The following is a 14,046-nucleotide window of genomic DNA, read 5'->3' on the forward strand; positions in this document are numbered from 1 at the left end:
GCGGCACAGCAACCGCTTGCCACGCTAGGGTGCCCTCCGGGTTCGACCGGACGGTAACCATCGTTGATCAATCAGCAGTTGAGGATTCTCCGGTCGGGGACCGTATGAGACCACGAGGACGTCGTCGAAGGCCCCGGCACCAGGGAGGAGCAGCGTTGCCCGCGGGAAGCTACAGCGTCGAGGCGCTGACCACCGAGGAGCTGGCGCCGCGCGAGCGCGCCGACTTCTGGACCGAGCGGATCGGCACGTACCAGTCCCGGATGGGATTCAGGTACTCCCGCTCGGACAACTTCCGCGGTGAGACCGTCCGTCAGCGCACTGACACGTACCAGTTGGTGACGTACCGGTCGGACGAGATCGAGTACACCCGCACCCCGCGCCAGGTCCGCCAGGACCCCGACGAGGACTACCGGCTGCTGCTGCCGAAGAGCGGCGAGATCATCCTGCGGCAGGACGGCGAGGAGGCCCGGCTGACCCCGGGCACCGCGGCGCTGGTCACCTTCGCCTTGCCTTTCCAGTGTCTCCAGAGCGACGACATCGACGCGTTCATCTTCACCATCCCGGCCCGCGAGGTGGACGGCCGGCTCAACAGCAGGTCGCCCGTCGCCAGCGGCCTGAACCTCTCCCTGGGTCTCGGCCGTATCGTCGGCTCGATGCTGACCGGTCTGCACGAGGAGCGGGAGCACCTCACCGACCCGGAGTTCAACGCCGTCTCCGACCGGATCGTGGAGCTGGTGTGCATGCTCACCGCCGGTGACGACCGCCCCGACGCCCCCGGGCAGCTGGGCGAGGTGGAGGCGATGGTCCGCCGCTACGTGCGGGACCACGCGGCCGACCCGAACCTCACGGGTACGGCGGTGGCGCGCGCCCTCGGCTGGTCGCTGCGCCAGATCCAACTGGCCCTGCAGAAGGCGGGGACCACGCCCCGCGAACTGATCCGCGAGGAGCGGCTGCGCCTGGTGCGGGACCGCTTACTGTGCGCGGAGTGCGAGCACATGACGATCACGGATCTCGCCTACTCCGCCGGTTTCTCCTCAGCGAGCGCCCTGAGCACGTCCTTCCGACGACGCTACGGAGTCAGCCCACGGGAGATGCGCCAGAGCATGCGTTGACCCAACTCCTCCCGAAGTCAGGGGAGTTGGACATGACGCCCGTACCGCGGGAGCACCCGGCGAGTAGGTTCTCACACCCTCTCCCTCCACAGGCCCCTTGAAATCTAAAGCTTAGTCAAAGCGTAGCCGGAAGTCGATCACCGCCCTTTTCCGCCTTCTTGGTGTGAATGTTGCTGGGACGCATCGTGCACACCATGTGTAACCGTCCCCTTTTTGAGCCAACGAGCCTGCTCTCAGGTCCGGTTGCCCTCGCACGCCAGGCGGCCGAGTGGCGTGAAACCGGCGCCTCGCACCCCGCCGGACAGCCCGGACCGGGCGCCGGCGCCGACGGAACCGCAGGCGACTCACCGCCGGGCGCCCTCTCTTTCACAGGTGACGCGACCCCGTGGCCGAGGTGTGAAGAACTGTTGCGGCGCCCCCGCGTGAAGAGGCGGTAGAAAGGCGTCGCAGACCTTGCCGCCACTGACGGCACTTCAGGTGACAGACCTCCCCTGAGCGTCTAGGACCGCTGGTCAGATAGTTGACGTTCTTCGCTACTCTGTCGCGTACTGGCTGATCGAGAGGAATCCGATGCCTGAACCCCCACCCTTCGCAGCGACCCCGGATCATGGTCGGCCGGACCCGACGACGCCTCCGTCCCGCCCCCGGCACGGAAGGAGCGGAGCGTCGGATTCCGCGGTTTCCTCCGCACCCCGGCCCCGGCTGACACGGCTCGCCGTGCTCCCCGCCGCGTTCATGGCCGGAATATCCACCGCCGTCACGGGCACCGTCCTGCGACTGCAGGAGGGCACCGCCGATGCCGCCACCTGGGGTGTGCTGGCAGGCGGCGCGGTCCTCGGCTGCGGCTGCCTGGTCGGGGCCGTGATGGCGGCCAGGTCCCAGGCGCGGTCCGACGCCAAGCGCACCGAGTCGCTGCGGCAGGCCCTCACCAGCGGCAACTGGGCGCTCGACGAGGACCTTTCCCGGCTCAAGCGGGGTGAGCAGCTGCTCTCCCGCGGCTTCGCCTACCAGGCACCGCGCGCCGAAGACCCGTACCAGCAGCTGGAGTACGAGGTCACGGCGGCCCAGCACCGGGCCCGCGAAGCTCTCGTCTGGGCGGCGAGCTACTTCCAGGCCACCACCGACGACAACAGCGACAAGGTCGAGGTCTTCGTCAATCTGGCCCGTCGGCTGCAGTCGCTCGTCCACCGCACCATCCGCGAGCTGGACGACCTGGAGAACCAGGTCGAGGACCCGGACCTGCTCCGCCGAATATTCGGCATCGACCACCTGGCCACCCGAATACGCCGGCACGCGGAGAACCTCGCGGTCCTCGGTGGCGCGGTCTCCCGTCGCCAGTGGACCAATCCGGTGACGCTGACCGAGGTCCTGCGCTCCTCCATCGCCGAGGTCGAGCAGTACTCCCGCGTCAAGCTGGTGCCGCCCATCGAGGGCACGCTGCGCGGCCACGCCGTCGCCGACGTCATCCACCTGCTGGCCGAGCTGGTCGAGAACGCCACCATGTTCTCCCACCCGGACACCCAGATCCTCCTGCGCTCCCGCCGGGTGACCGCCGGCATCGCCATCGAGGTCGAGGACCGAGGCCTGGGCATCCCCCAGGAGGACCAGGACCGGATCAACGCGCTGCTCGCCGACCCCGACCGCATCGACGTCGCCAAGCTCCTCGCGGACGGCCGGATCGGTCTGTTCGTCGTCTCGTCACTGGCCCGCAGGCACGGCATCGCGGTCGAACTGCGGGGCAACATCTACGGCGGTGTCCAGGCGATCCTGGTCCTCCCGCAGGGGCTGCTGGGCGACGAGGAGGGCCAGGCACCGGCCCAGGCGCGGCCCGCCGCACCCCAGGCACAGCCACCGGCCCAGCCACGGCCCGCCGTACCCCGGCCGCAGGCGCCCGCGCCGGCCTGGGAGGCCCCGTCCCACTCCACCCCGTCCCACTCCGCTCCGCCGGCCGCCGTACCGTCCCACGCGCACGCGGGTCCCCCCGGCACCCTCCCCTCCCGGTCGGGTCCCCCCGCCGGCGCACCGCAGCGGTCGGCCACCCCCGCGCCGCCCCCGTCGGCCACCCCCGCGCCTCCCCCGCCGGCCGCCCGGCACGAGCGGGCGCGACCGGCCCCCGACGTCCGGTCCGAGTACCGCCCCTCCTCGGGCTACGAGCGCCCGCAGGCCGTCCCGCACGGGTCCGGTTCGCCCGCCAGGCCGGTCCTGCCCAAGCGCCGCGCCATGGAACACCTCGCCCCCGAGCTGCGCAACGGGCCCCTTCCGCGTCCCGAGACCAACGAGCAGGACCTGAACTTCAGCCCCGGCCTCCTGGCCGGAATCAATCGAGGCCTCGGTCTCGCCGGCGCGACCTCCGACGTGATCCCCGTCGACGACTCCCGCTGGGCCTCGCCCCAACCGCAAGGAGAAGAACCCCACCATGGTGAGCGATAGCCACCCCACCGGACAGAACATCGACTGGCTGCTGGAGAACCTCAAGAAGACCGTGCCCGGCACCCGGCAGGTACTGTTGCTCTCCTCCGACGGGCTGAGCAAGGCGCATGTGGACCTGGCCGGCGACGACGCCGACCGGCTGGCCGCCATAGCCTCCGGGCTCAACTCCCTGGGCCGCTCCTTCGGCCACGACAGGGTGCTGGGCAACGGCGGCACCGTCCGGCAGGTCATCGTGGAGCTGCACAACGGCATCCTCATCGTGGCCTCGGCCGGCCACGGCGCCGTGCTGGCGGTCACCGCGGACTCGACCACGCACACGGAGACGCTCGGCTACGAGATGGGCATGCTGATCCGGGCCGTGCAACCGTTCCTCGCCACCCCGGCCCGCCGTACGACCGCGCCGTCCAGCGCGGGGATGTGACGCGATGACGGACGAGCTGTTCCTGGACGAGGAGGCCGGACGCTTAGTCCGGCCGTTCACCGTCAGCAACGGGCGCACTCGACCCTCCACATCCTTCGACCTGCTCACCCTGGTGATGGCCACCGGCAGCCGGCCGCTCGCCGACCTCGGCCCCGATCACGACCTGGTGCTCGCCCTGTGCGTCAGGCCGGTTCCGGTGGTCGAGGTGGCCGCCCGGATGAACCTCCCGATCGCCGTCACCAAAGTCCTGTTGTCCGACCTGGTGCAGCACCAGGCGCTCACCGCACGGGCGCCCCGTGCCGTCGAGGCGGCCTCCGCCGCCAACCGAGAAGTTTTGGAGGCGGTCCTTGATGGCCTACGCGCACGGCTCTGACCCCTTCCCGACCGCCCTGAAGATCCTCGTGGCGGGAGGGTTCGGGGTGGGCAAGACGACCTTCGTCGGGGCGGTCAGCGAGATCGCGCCGCTGAGCACCGAGGAGGTCATCACCACGGCCAGTGCCGGTACGGACAGCCTCTACGGGGTGGAGGAGAAGTCCACCACCACCGTGGCCATGGACTTCGGCCGTATCACGCTCGACTCGAAGCATGTCCTGTACCTGTTCGGCACCCCCGGGCAGGAACGATTCTGGTTCATGTGGGACGAGCTGTCCGACGGGGCGCTGGGCGCGGTGGTGCTCGCCGACACCCGCCGGCTCGAAGCGTGCTTCCCAGCGGTGGACTTCTTCGAGGTGCGCGGGATTCCGTTCGTCGTGGGGGTGAACGAGTTCGACGGCGCGTACCAGTACTCGACCGAGGAGGTCCGCGACGCCATCGGTCTGAAGTCCAACGCACCGATCGTGTTCTGCGACGCCCGGCACTGCAGCTCCGGCACGGGCGTGCTCGTCGAACTCGTGCAGCACCTGCTCGGCATGACACCCGGAGTGGCGACGCACCAGCCACCCGCGCTCCGTTGATCCCTACTCGACTCAGCCGACCCCGAACGGAGTTCTGATGAACAGCCCCTATTCCTCCTATGAGCCACCGCTCGACCGTCTGCTCCTCACCCCCGAGGATCCAGCCGGTCCGCAACGCGCCGCCCGGCTCGCCCAGTTGGGGCTCGCCGACACCCCCCGGGCCGAGTTCGACGCGTTCGCGCGCCGGCTGGCCCTGGAGCTGGACGCGCCGTACGCGATGGTCAACTTCGTGGACGACAGGCGCCAGTTCTTCGCCGGGCTCTACACGCCGGACGCCGGGCCCGTGAACATCTCGCAGGGTCAGGCGGCCGAGACCTCGATGAGCCGGGAGATGCGTCTCGACCACGGCTTCTGCCCGCACACCGTCAAGCGGACCGCGGCGCTGGTGCTGGACGACGTCTGCGACTATCCCCGGTTCGCGGGCAACCCGGTCGTCGACGAGATCGGCATCCGCTCCTACATGGGCGCGCCGCTGGTCGACACCCTGGCGGGGATCAACCTCGGCACGATCTGTGTGGTCGACACCGACTCCCGTACGTGGGGACGGCAGCGGCTGGAGATCATCAAGCACATGGCACAGGAGATGTCCGACCAGATCCAGGCCATCGCCACCGGCCGCTGAGCCCGACCGGGCACCGCCGGTCCGACGGGTCGAGGGGGAAGCGGGCCGCCGGGCGCCCGGCACACGAAAGCCGCGGACACGACGTTGTGTCCGCGGTTTCTCTGCCTGCCGGCCCCGCCCGGTGGACGAGACCGGAGGGAAGCCTAGACCAGCTCGCCGACGGGGCTGGGTTCCATCTCCCGCGGCTCGACCTGCGGGGTACGGACGAGGTCGGCGAGGCGCTCGGACCACTGGCCCTTGTTCTCACCGAGGGCGAACTCACCCAGCCTGAGCCCCTGGATCTCGGAGGTGCCGGCGGGTGCGTAGATGTGGAAGGCGTCGCGCAGATAGCGCTCCACCGGGCGGTCGGTGAACAGGCCGCAGGCCGCGTGCATCTTCACCGACGCCTGGGCCGACTCGATGGACGACTCGACGTTGAAGAGTTTGGCGGCCATCAACTCGACGTCGCAGGGCCGCCCGTGGTCCAGCAGGTGCGCCGCGAGATAGGCGCTCTGCCGCGCGAGGGTGAGGCGTTGCAGCATCCGCCCCAGCTCGATCTTGATGTTGGGGAGATGCCCCAACGGCTGGCCGTAGCGCTGTGTCTCACCGCAGTACCGGGCGGTCTCCTCGAACACCGCCTGGTGGATGCCCAGGGACACCGCGGTCAGGTTGAGGCGGCCGTAGAGCACCGACGAGGAGTAGGCGACGGCCAGTCCCTCGCCCTCCTGCCCGAGCCGGTTGGCGGCGGGCACACGGCAGTTGTCGAAGATGAGCTCACCGAAGCTGAAGCCGTGCAGGCCCATGGAGGGGACCTGCTCCGCCAGAGAGAAGCCGGGCCGGTCGGACTCGACGAGGAAGGCGGTCATGCCCTTGGAGCCCGGGCCGGTGCGGACGACGACACCGTGCACGTCGCCCACATGACTGTTGCCGACGAAGACCTTGCGGCCGTTGAGGATGTAGTCGTCACCATCCCGTACCGCGCTGCTCTCCATGCCGGCTACATGGCCCCCCGACCCCGGCTCGGTGACCGCGATGGTCGGCAGCACCTCTCCCGCGGCGATCCTCGGCAGCCAGTGCCTCTTCTGGCTCTCGTCGCCGAAGTGGACGATCTTGGCGACGCCCAGCTGGGAGGCCTGAACCATGGCCCCCATCGCGCCGCTGACGCGGGAGAGTTCTTCGATGATGACGGTTTTGGCGAGATGACCCGCGCCCATGCCGCCGTACACGGGATCGATCGTGGCGCCGATCCAGCCCTGTTGGGCGATCAGTCGGGAGAGCCCCACCAGTGCGGTACGGGAGGCCTCCATCTCGGGTATCAGCGGGCGCACCACTCGCTCGGCGAACTCGCGTACGCGCTGCCGTAGGTCCTCGTGGTCCTGGGTTGTGAAGACGTGTTCCACGCCAAGCCCTTCTAGGCGTTCACCCGCGTCCGGGGGAGACGCGGTGGCTGTGCGTCGGACCTTGTTCCGTTGGGGGAGACGATGCCCGATGTGCAACATGGTCTACAAATCAACCTCTCACGCCAAGATCGTTTAGGGGGTTTGGCCGAAACATGAACAGTTGATATCTGAGCTGGAATGTGAGACATGAGGGCGGCGATGTCCGCATTTTGACACTTTCCCATCTGAACTTGCACGGTTGCCCCGACCCGGAATCGGGCACGCGCCGACCCCGACCACCAGGCACACCCCGCCACAGAGGGTCTTCCCTCAGCGCTGTGCACCGCCAAATACCAAACTGTCGCGACGTCTGCTCATGTTTGATCAGGTCGCCATAGATTTCAAGCCACGCCCCCCGGAGGGGAATGTGGCTGGACAGTGCCGATTCCGAGGCCTTGCTGTGTCGACAAGTCAGCTTTTCGGAAGTGCCCCCGGAAGCTCTCGCTCCGCCGAGCCGTCCGAACCCGCGCGTCCCCCCTCCGAAGCCCTCGTCAATTGCTGCCGCCCGGAGGGACGTTGCCGGTCGCGGGGTGGTGACGAAGTTGCAGTCAGCGGGTACTGACGACGGGGCTCGGCTCCTGATACCGTTCCGTCCGCCCGCTGACATCCATCAACAGTGTGTCCAGCCGGAGCAGAGGGGACGCCGGGGACCACTCACGGCAACCCCCCATCGCCATCGGATGTTCGCTGTCGTACGAGGAATCAGATGCCAGGCACCCCCACGGCGGCCGCACACGCGGTACGACACGGTGGCCCCGATGAGTGGTGACACTCCCCGCACCGAACCCGGCGCCCAGCCCCTCCCCCAGGGCCTGCCCCGGCGGAACCGCAGCGCGGCGCACGCCCCACGGCTCCGCGACGACGCCGCGGCCGAAGTCCCCGGCGAGGACGACGCGGAGGACACGCTCCGCCCGGACGCCCTGGCCCGCGTCATGGTGGCGATCCAGCGGGGCTCGGCACGCGCCCGGCTCGCCGCCCCGGACGACACCGACGACCGGCCGGCACCACGACCCGGCCCCGGCGCCGCCTGACGGGCGCTGCCCCCAGCGCCCCGACGACCCGGCGCCGCCCCTGGCGCCGACCGACCGTGAGGAACACGCAGGACATGACAGAGCAGGAACGACCCGGTCCCCAACTGGACTGGCTGCTGGACGGGCTCGTGGAACGCATACCCGAGATCCGCTGCGCCATCGTGCTGTCCGGGGACGGCCTTCTCATCGGCAAGTCGAAGGACATCCGGTTCGACGACGCGGAGCATCTGTCCGCGGTCGGCTCGGGCATGCACAGCCTGGCCCGGGGGGTGGCCCGCCACTTCCACGGCGGCGAGGTCCAGCAGACGGTCATCCAGATGGAGCGGGCGTTCCTCTTCGTCACCGCCGCGGGCCGGGGCGCGCGGCTGGCCGCGATCGCCTCGGAGGAGGTGGACGTCGGCATGATGGCGTTCGAGATGGGCACGTTGGTCAAGCAGGTCGGCAAGTACCTGAGCGCGGCGCCCCGTTCGGAGACCCCGTCCGGTTACGTGCAGGACGCGTGAGCCGCGACGGCGGCCGGGCCTGAAACTCGTCGAAAGGGTGATGGATGGTGTCCGTCAGCTCCGAGCCGGTCGTACCCACCGCCCTGAAGATCCTCGTCGCGGGCGGCTTCGGCGTCGGCAAGACCACCATGGTGGGCTCGGTGAGCGAGGTGACCCCGCTGGCGACCGAGGAGCACATCACCCCGGCGGGCCGGAGCGTCGACGATCTCAGGGGCGTCGAGAAGAAGGTCTCGACCACCGTCGCCCTGGACTTCGGCCGTATCACCATCTCGCCCGAACTGGTGCTCTATCTCTTCGGTACGCCGGGCCAGGACCGCTTCTGGTTCATGTGGGACGACCTGTCCACGGGGGCGCTCGGGGCCGTGGTCCTCGCCGACACCCGGCGGCTGGAGGCCTCCTTCCCGGCGGTCGACTTCTTCGAGTCCCGCGGCATTCCCTTCGCGGTCGGCGTCAACTGCTTCGACGGCCACCGTGACGTCGACGCCGAGCAGGTCCGCCAGGCACTCGACCTGGCGCCCACCGTCCCGGTCCTCCTCTGTGACGTACGCCGGCGCCAGTCCAGCAAGGAGCTTCTGCTGGCGGTGCTCGGCGCGGCCCGCCGCAAGATGGAGGCCCGACTGGTGGCGGCGGGCCTCCGGCCGGGCTGAGCCTCAGGTCGATCCTCGGGCCGGACTGAGCCTCAGGCCGCAAGTTCCTCGGCGCGGGTGAGGAGGACCGCAGCGGTCCGGCGCTCGGCCGGTGAGCCGGCCGAAGAGGTAGCCCGCCGCGAAGGCGTCGCCCGCGCCGTTGGAGTCCACGACCGGTGACGGCTCCCGGACTCGGTGCGCAACCTGCCTCCAGCGGCGACGGATTCGCTGGGGAGGCACCGTAACGGCCGCGCCCCCGAAGGGGCGCGGGGAACCGCGCGACCAGCCGCGAGCGAACCCGCAGCCGCCCGACGGCAGCCGCGGCCGCTCCGGACGGCGTATCGCGGCTTTCCGAGCGGAGCGATCACGTCCAGGACGGGTCGGTCAAGGCAACACCTTCGTTCTCGTACGGGGCCGTCGGAGGGGCGGGATCGGCGGTTTCCCGGCCCTCCGACGGCAGTTCTGCCCAGACGACGCGACCGGACCGTTGTGGGGTGTCACGCACCCCCCAGTCGCTGCTGAGCATGCCGACCAGCATGAGCCCACGCCCGTTCTGGTCGTCGGGGCCCGGACGACGCCGGGCTGGCTGTGCGTGACCGCTGTTCTGGTCCTCCACCTCGATCCGGAGCCGACGGCCGGTGAGGTGCAGCCGGCACACGATCCACTCGCTGTCCGTGTGGGTGAGCGCGTTGGTGACCAGCTCGGACGTGATCAGGAGGGCGTCCTCACGGGTCTCCGGACGCACCGCCCACTCGCCGAGCAACTCGCTGACGGTCCTGCGGGCCTCGCCCGCCGAGGCGGGCACCGCGGGCAGTCCGAACACGCCCGCTCGGTGGGGTTCGTAGGCCTCTGTTCCAAGGGGTGGGTACATGGTCGGGGATAACCGGTCCGTGGACTGGGGGAGGGTGGGCGGAGCCATCGCCGTATGCCTTTCGTCGGCCCTTCGCACCGGAGCGGTGCCGGCGCCACGGCCGTCTCGCCATTCGCCCCGAGTACGTGCAACTCGCGGCGAACAGTGCTGAGTTGCGGCCACATCTCCCCCAACCTGGCCGCGCAGCCTCAGCGTTCACCGAAGCCGTGACGGTGTGTCCACTGTGGCATCCGCGAACAACACCTCGCAACCAGCAAGTTGAAATTTGCAATTTGTGGGTCGCATACCGACGCCGTTCGAGCCAAGATCGTGTCAGACTGCGATCTCGAAGCGACTCGTGCAACAACGCGCAACCCTTGAAGGAAAGTGCGCAAGCATCGCAAGACCGTTCGACACGACCTCTGTGCTCGGTGTGAGGGGAGGGGGTGGGCATGACCGCGGAGACCGACTGGGGCGGTGCCCCCTCCGTGCTGCGCATGATCCTCGGCAGACAGTTGGAGGAGCTGCGCACCCGGGCCGGGCTGACGTTCGAGCAGGCGGGCGAGGCGATCGGGGTGAGCCACTCCACGATCCGCCGGCTGGAGGCCGCCAAGGTCGCCCGGCTCCGCCTCCCGGATGTCGAGAAACTGCTCCAGGTCTATGGCGTACGGGACCAGCAGGAGATCGAGACCTTCCTGAAGTCGGTCCGCGAGGCCAACAAACGCGGCTGGTGGCACACCTACCGCGACGTCCTGCCCGACTGGTTCGCCGCCTACCTCAGCCTGGAGCAGGCGGCACTCCAGATCCGCGCGTACGAGGCCCAGTTCGTGCACGGCCTGCTCCAGACCGAGGAGTACGCGCGCGCCCTGCTCGGCGCCGGCAATCCGCACGCGGCGACCGAGGACACCGAGCGGCGGGTGGCGCTGCGCATGCGGCGCCAGGAACTCCTCACCCGTGAGCAACCGCCCCGGCTGTGGGTGGTGATGGACGAGACGGTGCTCCGCTGGCCGGTCGGCGGACCGGACGTGATGCGCGCCCAGATCGACCATCTGATCGAGCTGAACCGTCTGCCGCATGTGACGGTCCAGTTGATGCCGTTCCACCAGGGTCCGCATCCGGCGATGCGGGCCGGTGCGTTCCACCTTTTCCGGTTCAGGGCACCCGAGTTGCCGGACATCGTCTACCTCAGCGGTCTGGTGGGCGCGGTGTACCTCGACAAGGGGGACGACGTCGTCGTCTACCGCGAGGCCCTGGACCGGCTGGGCGCGCAGTCGGCGCCCGCCCGCAAGACCGAGGCCCTCCTCGGTGCGATACGCAAGGAGCTCTGACGTGCACCACCGCATAACCGACGGAGTACACCACGACGTCCGCAACGGCATGCCCGCCCGTGACCTCGGCGCCAAGGACTGGCACCGACCGTGGAGCGACGACGCGGGCGGTGCCTGCGTGGAGGTGAAGAAGCTCGCCGACGGCCGGGTCGCCGTACGCCAGTCGACCGACCCGGACGGCCCCGCACTGCTCTTCACCCCTCTTGAGATGACCAGCTTCCTGGCCGGAGTGAAGGCGGGCGAGGCCGACTTCCTGCTCTGAACTTCCTTGCTGACATGGCTCGTTGACGCACCACCTGTTTGGAACCCGGGGTTCTTCGATTGCCGAACCCCTGGCTTTGCCCGACCGTGCACCTGAACGACACGACTTGATGGGAGGGGCGGCGTTGCCCGACAACGGATGGCCGGCCGACCGGATCGACACCGAGCACGCGCATTCCGCGCGGATCTACGACTACATCCTCGGCGGCAAGGACTACTACCCGGCCGACAAGGAGGCCGGTGACGCGATGGCGCACGAGTGGCCGGCCCTGCCGGTCCATATGCGCGCCAACCGCGACTGGATGAACCGCGCGGTGCGCTGGCTCGCCGAGAAGGCGGGCATGCGCCAGTTCCTCGACATCGGAACCGGCATTCCCACCTCCCCCAACCTCCACGAGATCGCCCAGTCGGTGGCCCCCGAGTCCCGGGTCGTCTACGTGGACAACGACCCGATCGTCCTCACCCTGTCCCAGGGGCTGCTGTCCAGCACCCCCGAGGGCAAGACCGCCTACATCGAGGCCGACTTCCAGGACCCGGAGACCGTCCTCGGCTCCCCCGAGTTCCTGGAGACCCTCGACCTGACCCAGCCGGTCGCGCTCACCGTGATCGCGATCGTCCACTTCGTGCTGGACGAGGACGACGCGGTCGGCATCGTCCGCCGTCTCCTCGAACCCCTCCCCTCGGGCAGCTACCTCGCGATGACCATCGGCACCGCCGAGTTCGCGCCCGAGGAGGTGGGCCGCGTCGCCCGCGAGTACGCGGCCCGCGACATGCCGATGCGGCTGCGCACGATCGACGAGGCCCACGAGTTCTTCGAGGGCCTCGAACTCGTCGAACCCGGCATCGTCCAGGTCCACAAGTGGCACCCGGACGGCACCGGCGAGCAGAACATCCGCGACGAGGACATCGCGATGTACGGGGCGATCGCCCGGAAGCCGTGATCCAGGCCTAGGACGCGCGCCCCCTGGCCCGGCGCTCGATGCCGGACCAGGGGGGCGCGCCCCGAAGGGGCGCGGGGACTGCGCGACCAGCCACAACGGACCCGCGGCCGCCCGGCACACAATCGCGGCGCCCCCATAGGCGGGCTACCCCGCCACCCCCGTACTTTCGCGAACGATCAGCTCAACAGGGATGACGGGGCCCTGCGCAGGAGCGTCCCCCGTCGGCTCCGGGCCGTCCAACTGCCGCAACAGCAAGCGCAGCGCCATCGTGCCGATCGAGGAGAAGTCCGTACGCACCGTCGTCAGCGGCGGCAGCAGATGCGCCGCCTCCGGGATGTCGTCGTAGCCGACCACACTCACGTCGTCCGGAACCCGACGGCCGGCCTCGTGCAGGGCGCGCAGCAGGCCGAGGGCCATCTGGTCGTTGGAGACGAAGACGGCGGTGACGTCCGGGCGGCCCGCCAGGCGCCGGCCCAGTTCGTAGCCGGAGTCGGCGCTCCAGTCGCCCACGAGGGGCTCGTGAATACGCGCGCCGGCCTTCGCCAGGGTCTCCCGCCAGCTCTCGGCGCGTCGGTCGGCGGACGTCCAGCCGGTCGGGCCCGCGATGTGCCAGACGGTGGGGTGGCCGAGGCCCAGCAGGTGTTCCGTCGCCAGCCGGGCGCCCGCCGTGAAGTCCGAGGAGACGACGGGGGTGCCGTCGCCGAGCCCGTTGTCCAGCATGACCAGCGGGGTGTCCGGGCGGGCCTGCGCGAGCGCCGTGGCCACCGGGCGCTGCGGGGCGATCGCGATGATGCCGTCCGCGCCCTCGGCCGACAGCCGGTCGACCGCCTGGACGACCGTGTCCCGGTCCGCCGTGTCGAGGGCGATGGAACTGACCAGGTAGCCCGCCGCCTGCGCCGCCGTGTTGATCGCGGTCAGGGTGGAGGCGGGGCCGTAGCGTGCCGCGTCGAACGAGATCACCCCGAGCATCCGGGTCCGGCCGCTGGCCAGCGAGCGGGCGCTGCGGCTGGGCCGGTAGCCGAGGGTGCGCATGGCCTCCAGCACGGCCTCGCGGGTCTCCGCGCGGACCGCCGGGTTGTCGTTGAGGACACGGGAGACGGTCTGCTTGGACACGCCGGCGAGACGGGCGACGTCGTCCATCACGGGGCGGGAACCGGCGAAGTTGCGTCGGCTGCGGGTGCGGGTGGCTTCGCCGTGGCCTCCGGCCGCGCTGCCTTCCGTGGCGCTTCGGGGCATGCGGCTGCTTCCTTTTCGACGGGGTTCGGGTGGTGTGGTTGTGGCTGTGTTCTGGTTGTGGTTCTGGCCGGGGCCACAGGATAGGTCTGGTGGTTTTCGCCCCCGCCGCCCCTACCCGTTCCCATCCCCAGGGGCGCTGCCCCTTCGACCCCGAGGAGCGCGTTGTCGGGTGCGAGTGGGTGGGGGCTTCTCGCGCAGTTCCCCGCGCCCCTGAAAAGCAGGGCCGTGTCTTTCAGGGGCGCGGGGAACTGCGCGACCAGCCCCCACCGGACCCGCGGATGGGGGTCGAAGGGGCGCAGCCCCTGGGATGGGAC

15 protein-coding genes and 1 pseudogene are annotated in these 14,046 nt (G+C 69.9%); 12 read left to right on the forward strand and 4 right to left on the reverse strand.

Annotation, left to right across the window (positions count from 1 at the left end; translation table 11 throughout):
* Positions 1-155: 155 nt before the first annotated feature.
* From ACWD26_RS27250 to ACWD26_RS27275, 6 genes are all read left to right on the forward strand, one after another.
* Entirely contained in the window at positions 156-1,112 is a 957-nt protein-coding gene (locus ACWD26_RS27250) for a helix-turn-helix domain-containing protein (RefSeq protein ID WP_451274440.1), read from the forward strand.
* A 717-nt stretch (positions 1,113-1,829) separates the two neighbouring features.
* Positions 1,830-3,542: an ATP-binding protein gene (locus ACWD26_RS27255; protein ID WP_451274442.1), complete on the forward strand. Its 1,713-nt coding sequence runs from the start codon at positions 1,830-1,832 to the stop codon at positions 3,540-3,542.
* Entirely contained in the window at positions 3,529-3,963 is a 435-nt protein-coding gene (locus ACWD26_RS27260; RefSeq protein WP_451274444.1) for a roadblock/LC7 domain-containing protein, read from the forward strand. Before ACWD26_RS27255 ends, ACWD26_RS27260 begins: the two co-directional genes overlap by 14 nt.
* A 4-nt stretch (positions 3,964-3,967) precedes the next feature.
* Positions 3,968-4,336: a DUF742 domain-containing protein gene (locus tag ACWD26_RS27265; RefSeq protein WP_451274446.1), complete on the forward strand. Its 369-nt coding sequence runs from the start codon at positions 3,968-3,970 to the stop codon at positions 4,334-4,336.
* Complete coding sequence (locus ACWD26_RS27270) at positions 4,314-4,916, forward strand: GTP-binding protein (RefSeq protein WP_451274448.1); 603 nt, start codon at positions 4,314-4,316, stop codon at positions 4,914-4,916. The genes ACWD26_RS27265 and ACWD26_RS27270 overlap by 23 nt, the downstream gene beginning before the upstream one ends.
* Before the next feature lie 37 nt (positions 4,917-4,953).
* Positions 4,954-5,538 (forward strand): GAF domain-containing protein, encoded by a 585-nt coding sequence (locus tag ACWD26_RS27275; RefSeq protein ID WP_451274450.1) that lies wholly within the window; start codon positions 4,954-4,956, stop codon positions 5,536-5,538.
* A gap of 143 nt (positions 5,539-5,681) precedes the next feature.
* On the opposite strand, the gene ACWD26_RS27280 is transcribed toward ACWD26_RS27275, so the two are convergent.
* Positions 5,682-6,917, reverse strand: coding sequence for an acyl-CoA dehydrogenase family protein (locus tag ACWD26_RS27280; protein WP_451274452.1), 1,236 nt, complete (start codon positions 6,915-6,917; stop codon positions 5,682-5,684).
* Positions 6,918-7,714: 797 nt separating this feature from the next.
* Here ACWD26_RS27280 and ACWD26_RS27285 point away from each other — a divergent pair.
* From ACWD26_RS27285 to ACWD26_RS27295, 3 genes are all read left to right on the forward strand, one after another.
* Positions 7,715-7,987 carry a hypothetical protein gene (locus ACWD26_RS27285; protein WP_451274454.1) on the forward strand — a complete coding sequence of 91 codons (273 nt, stop codon included), beginning with the start codon at positions 7,715-7,717 and terminating at the stop codon, positions 7,985-7,987.
* Positions 7,988-8,061: 74 nt separating this feature from the next.
* Complete coding sequence (locus tag ACWD26_RS27290) at positions 8,062-8,490, forward strand: roadblock/LC7 domain-containing protein (RefSeq protein WP_451274456.1); 429 nt, start codon at positions 8,062-8,064, stop codon at positions 8,488-8,490.
* 44 nt (positions 8,491-8,534) lie between these two features.
* Entirely contained in the window at positions 8,535-9,137 is a 603-nt protein-coding gene (locus ACWD26_RS27295) for a GTP-binding protein (RefSeq protein WP_451274458.1), read from the forward strand.
* 69 nt (positions 9,138-9,206) lie between these two features.
* Here ACWD26_RS27295 and ACWD26_RS27300 read toward each other — a convergent pair.
* A pseudogene (locus ACWD26_RS27300) lies at positions 9,207-9,308 on the reverse strand (PfkB family carbohydrate kinase); the annotation flags it as partial.
* Between the two features lie 172 nt (positions 9,309-9,480).
* Positions 9,481-9,939: an ATP-binding protein gene (locus tag ACWD26_RS27305; RefSeq protein WP_451274460.1), complete on the reverse strand. Its 459-nt coding sequence runs from the start codon at positions 9,937-9,939 to the stop codon at positions 9,481-9,483.
* A 479-nt stretch (positions 9,940-10,418) separates the two neighbouring features.
* Between ACWD26_RS27305 and ACWD26_RS27310 the strand changes: the two genes are divergently transcribed.
* From ACWD26_RS27310 to ACWD26_RS27320, 3 genes are all read left to right on the forward strand, one after another.
* Positions 10,419-11,294 carry a helix-turn-helix domain-containing protein gene (locus ACWD26_RS27310; RefSeq protein ID WP_451274461.1) on the forward strand — a complete coding sequence of 292 codons (876 nt, stop codon included), beginning with the start codon at positions 10,419-10,421 and terminating at the stop codon, positions 11,292-11,294.
* 49 nt (positions 11,295-11,343) lie between these two features.
* The gene (locus ACWD26_RS27315) at positions 11,344-11,556 is read left to right on the forward strand and encodes a DUF397 domain-containing protein (protein ID WP_451274512.1); all 213 of its coding nucleotides are present in this window, start codon (positions 11,344-11,346) and stop codon (positions 11,554-11,556) included.
* 124 nt (positions 11,557-11,680) lie between these two features.
* Positions 11,681-12,496: an SAM-dependent methyltransferase gene (locus ACWD26_RS27320; RefSeq protein ID WP_451274463.1), complete on the forward strand. Its 816-nt coding sequence runs from the start codon at positions 11,681-11,683 to the stop codon at positions 12,494-12,496.
* Between the two features lie 144 nt (positions 12,497-12,640).
* On the opposite strand, the gene ACWD26_RS27325 is transcribed toward ACWD26_RS27320, so the two are convergent.
* Positions 12,641-13,732 carry a LacI family DNA-binding transcriptional regulator gene (locus tag ACWD26_RS27325; protein ID WP_451274465.1) on the reverse strand — a complete coding sequence of 364 codons (1,092 nt, stop codon included), beginning with the start codon at positions 13,730-13,732 and terminating at the stop codon, positions 12,641-12,643.
* Between the last annotated feature and the right edge of the window lie 314 nt (positions 13,733-14,046).

It is taken from the genome of Streptomyces sp. NPDC002787 (genome assembly GCF_053592095.1).

Excerpts from the sequence above, each read along its gene's own strand:
- ACWD26_RS27325 (WP_451274465.1), bottom strand. The coding sequence starts at position 13,732 with ATGCCCCGAAGCGCCACGGAAGGCAGCGCGGCCGGAGGCCACGGCGAA.
- ACWD26_RS27285 (WP_451274454.1), top strand. The coding sequence starts at position 7,715 with ATGAGTGGTGACACTCCCCGCACCGAACCCGGCGCCCAGCCCCTCCCC.
- ACWD26_RS27310 (WP_451274461.1), top strand. The coding sequence starts at position 10,419 with ATGACCGCGGAGACCGACTGGGGCGGTGCCCCCTCCGTGCTGCGCATG.
- ACWD26_RS27260 (WP_451274444.1), top strand. The coding sequence starts at position 3,529 with ATGGTGAGCGATAGCCACCCCACCGGACAGAACATCGACTGGCTGCTG.
- ACWD26_RS27275 (WP_451274450.1), top strand. The coding sequence starts at position 4,954 with ATGAACAGCCCCTATTCCTCCTATGAGCCACCGCTCGACCGTCTGCTC.
- ACWD26_RS27315 (WP_451274512.1), top strand. The coding sequence starts at position 11,344 with ATGCCCGCCCGTGACCTCGGCGCCAAGGACTGGCACCGACCGTGGAGC.
- ACWD26_RS27270 (WP_451274448.1), top strand. The coding sequence starts at position 4,314 with ATGGCCTACGCGCACGGCTCTGACCCCTTCCCGACCGCCCTGAAGATC.
- ACWD26_RS27265 (WP_451274446.1), top strand. The coding sequence starts at position 3,968 with ATGACGGACGAGCTGTTCCTGGACGAGGAGGCCGGACGCTTAGTCCGG.
- ACWD26_RS27295 (WP_451274458.1), top strand. The coding sequence starts at position 8,535 with ATGGTGTCCGTCAGCTCCGAGCCGGTCGTACCCACCGCCCTGAAGATC.
- ACWD26_RS27290 (WP_451274456.1), top strand. The coding sequence starts at position 8,062 with ATGACAGAGCAGGAACGACCCGGTCCCCAACTGGACTGGCTGCTGGAC.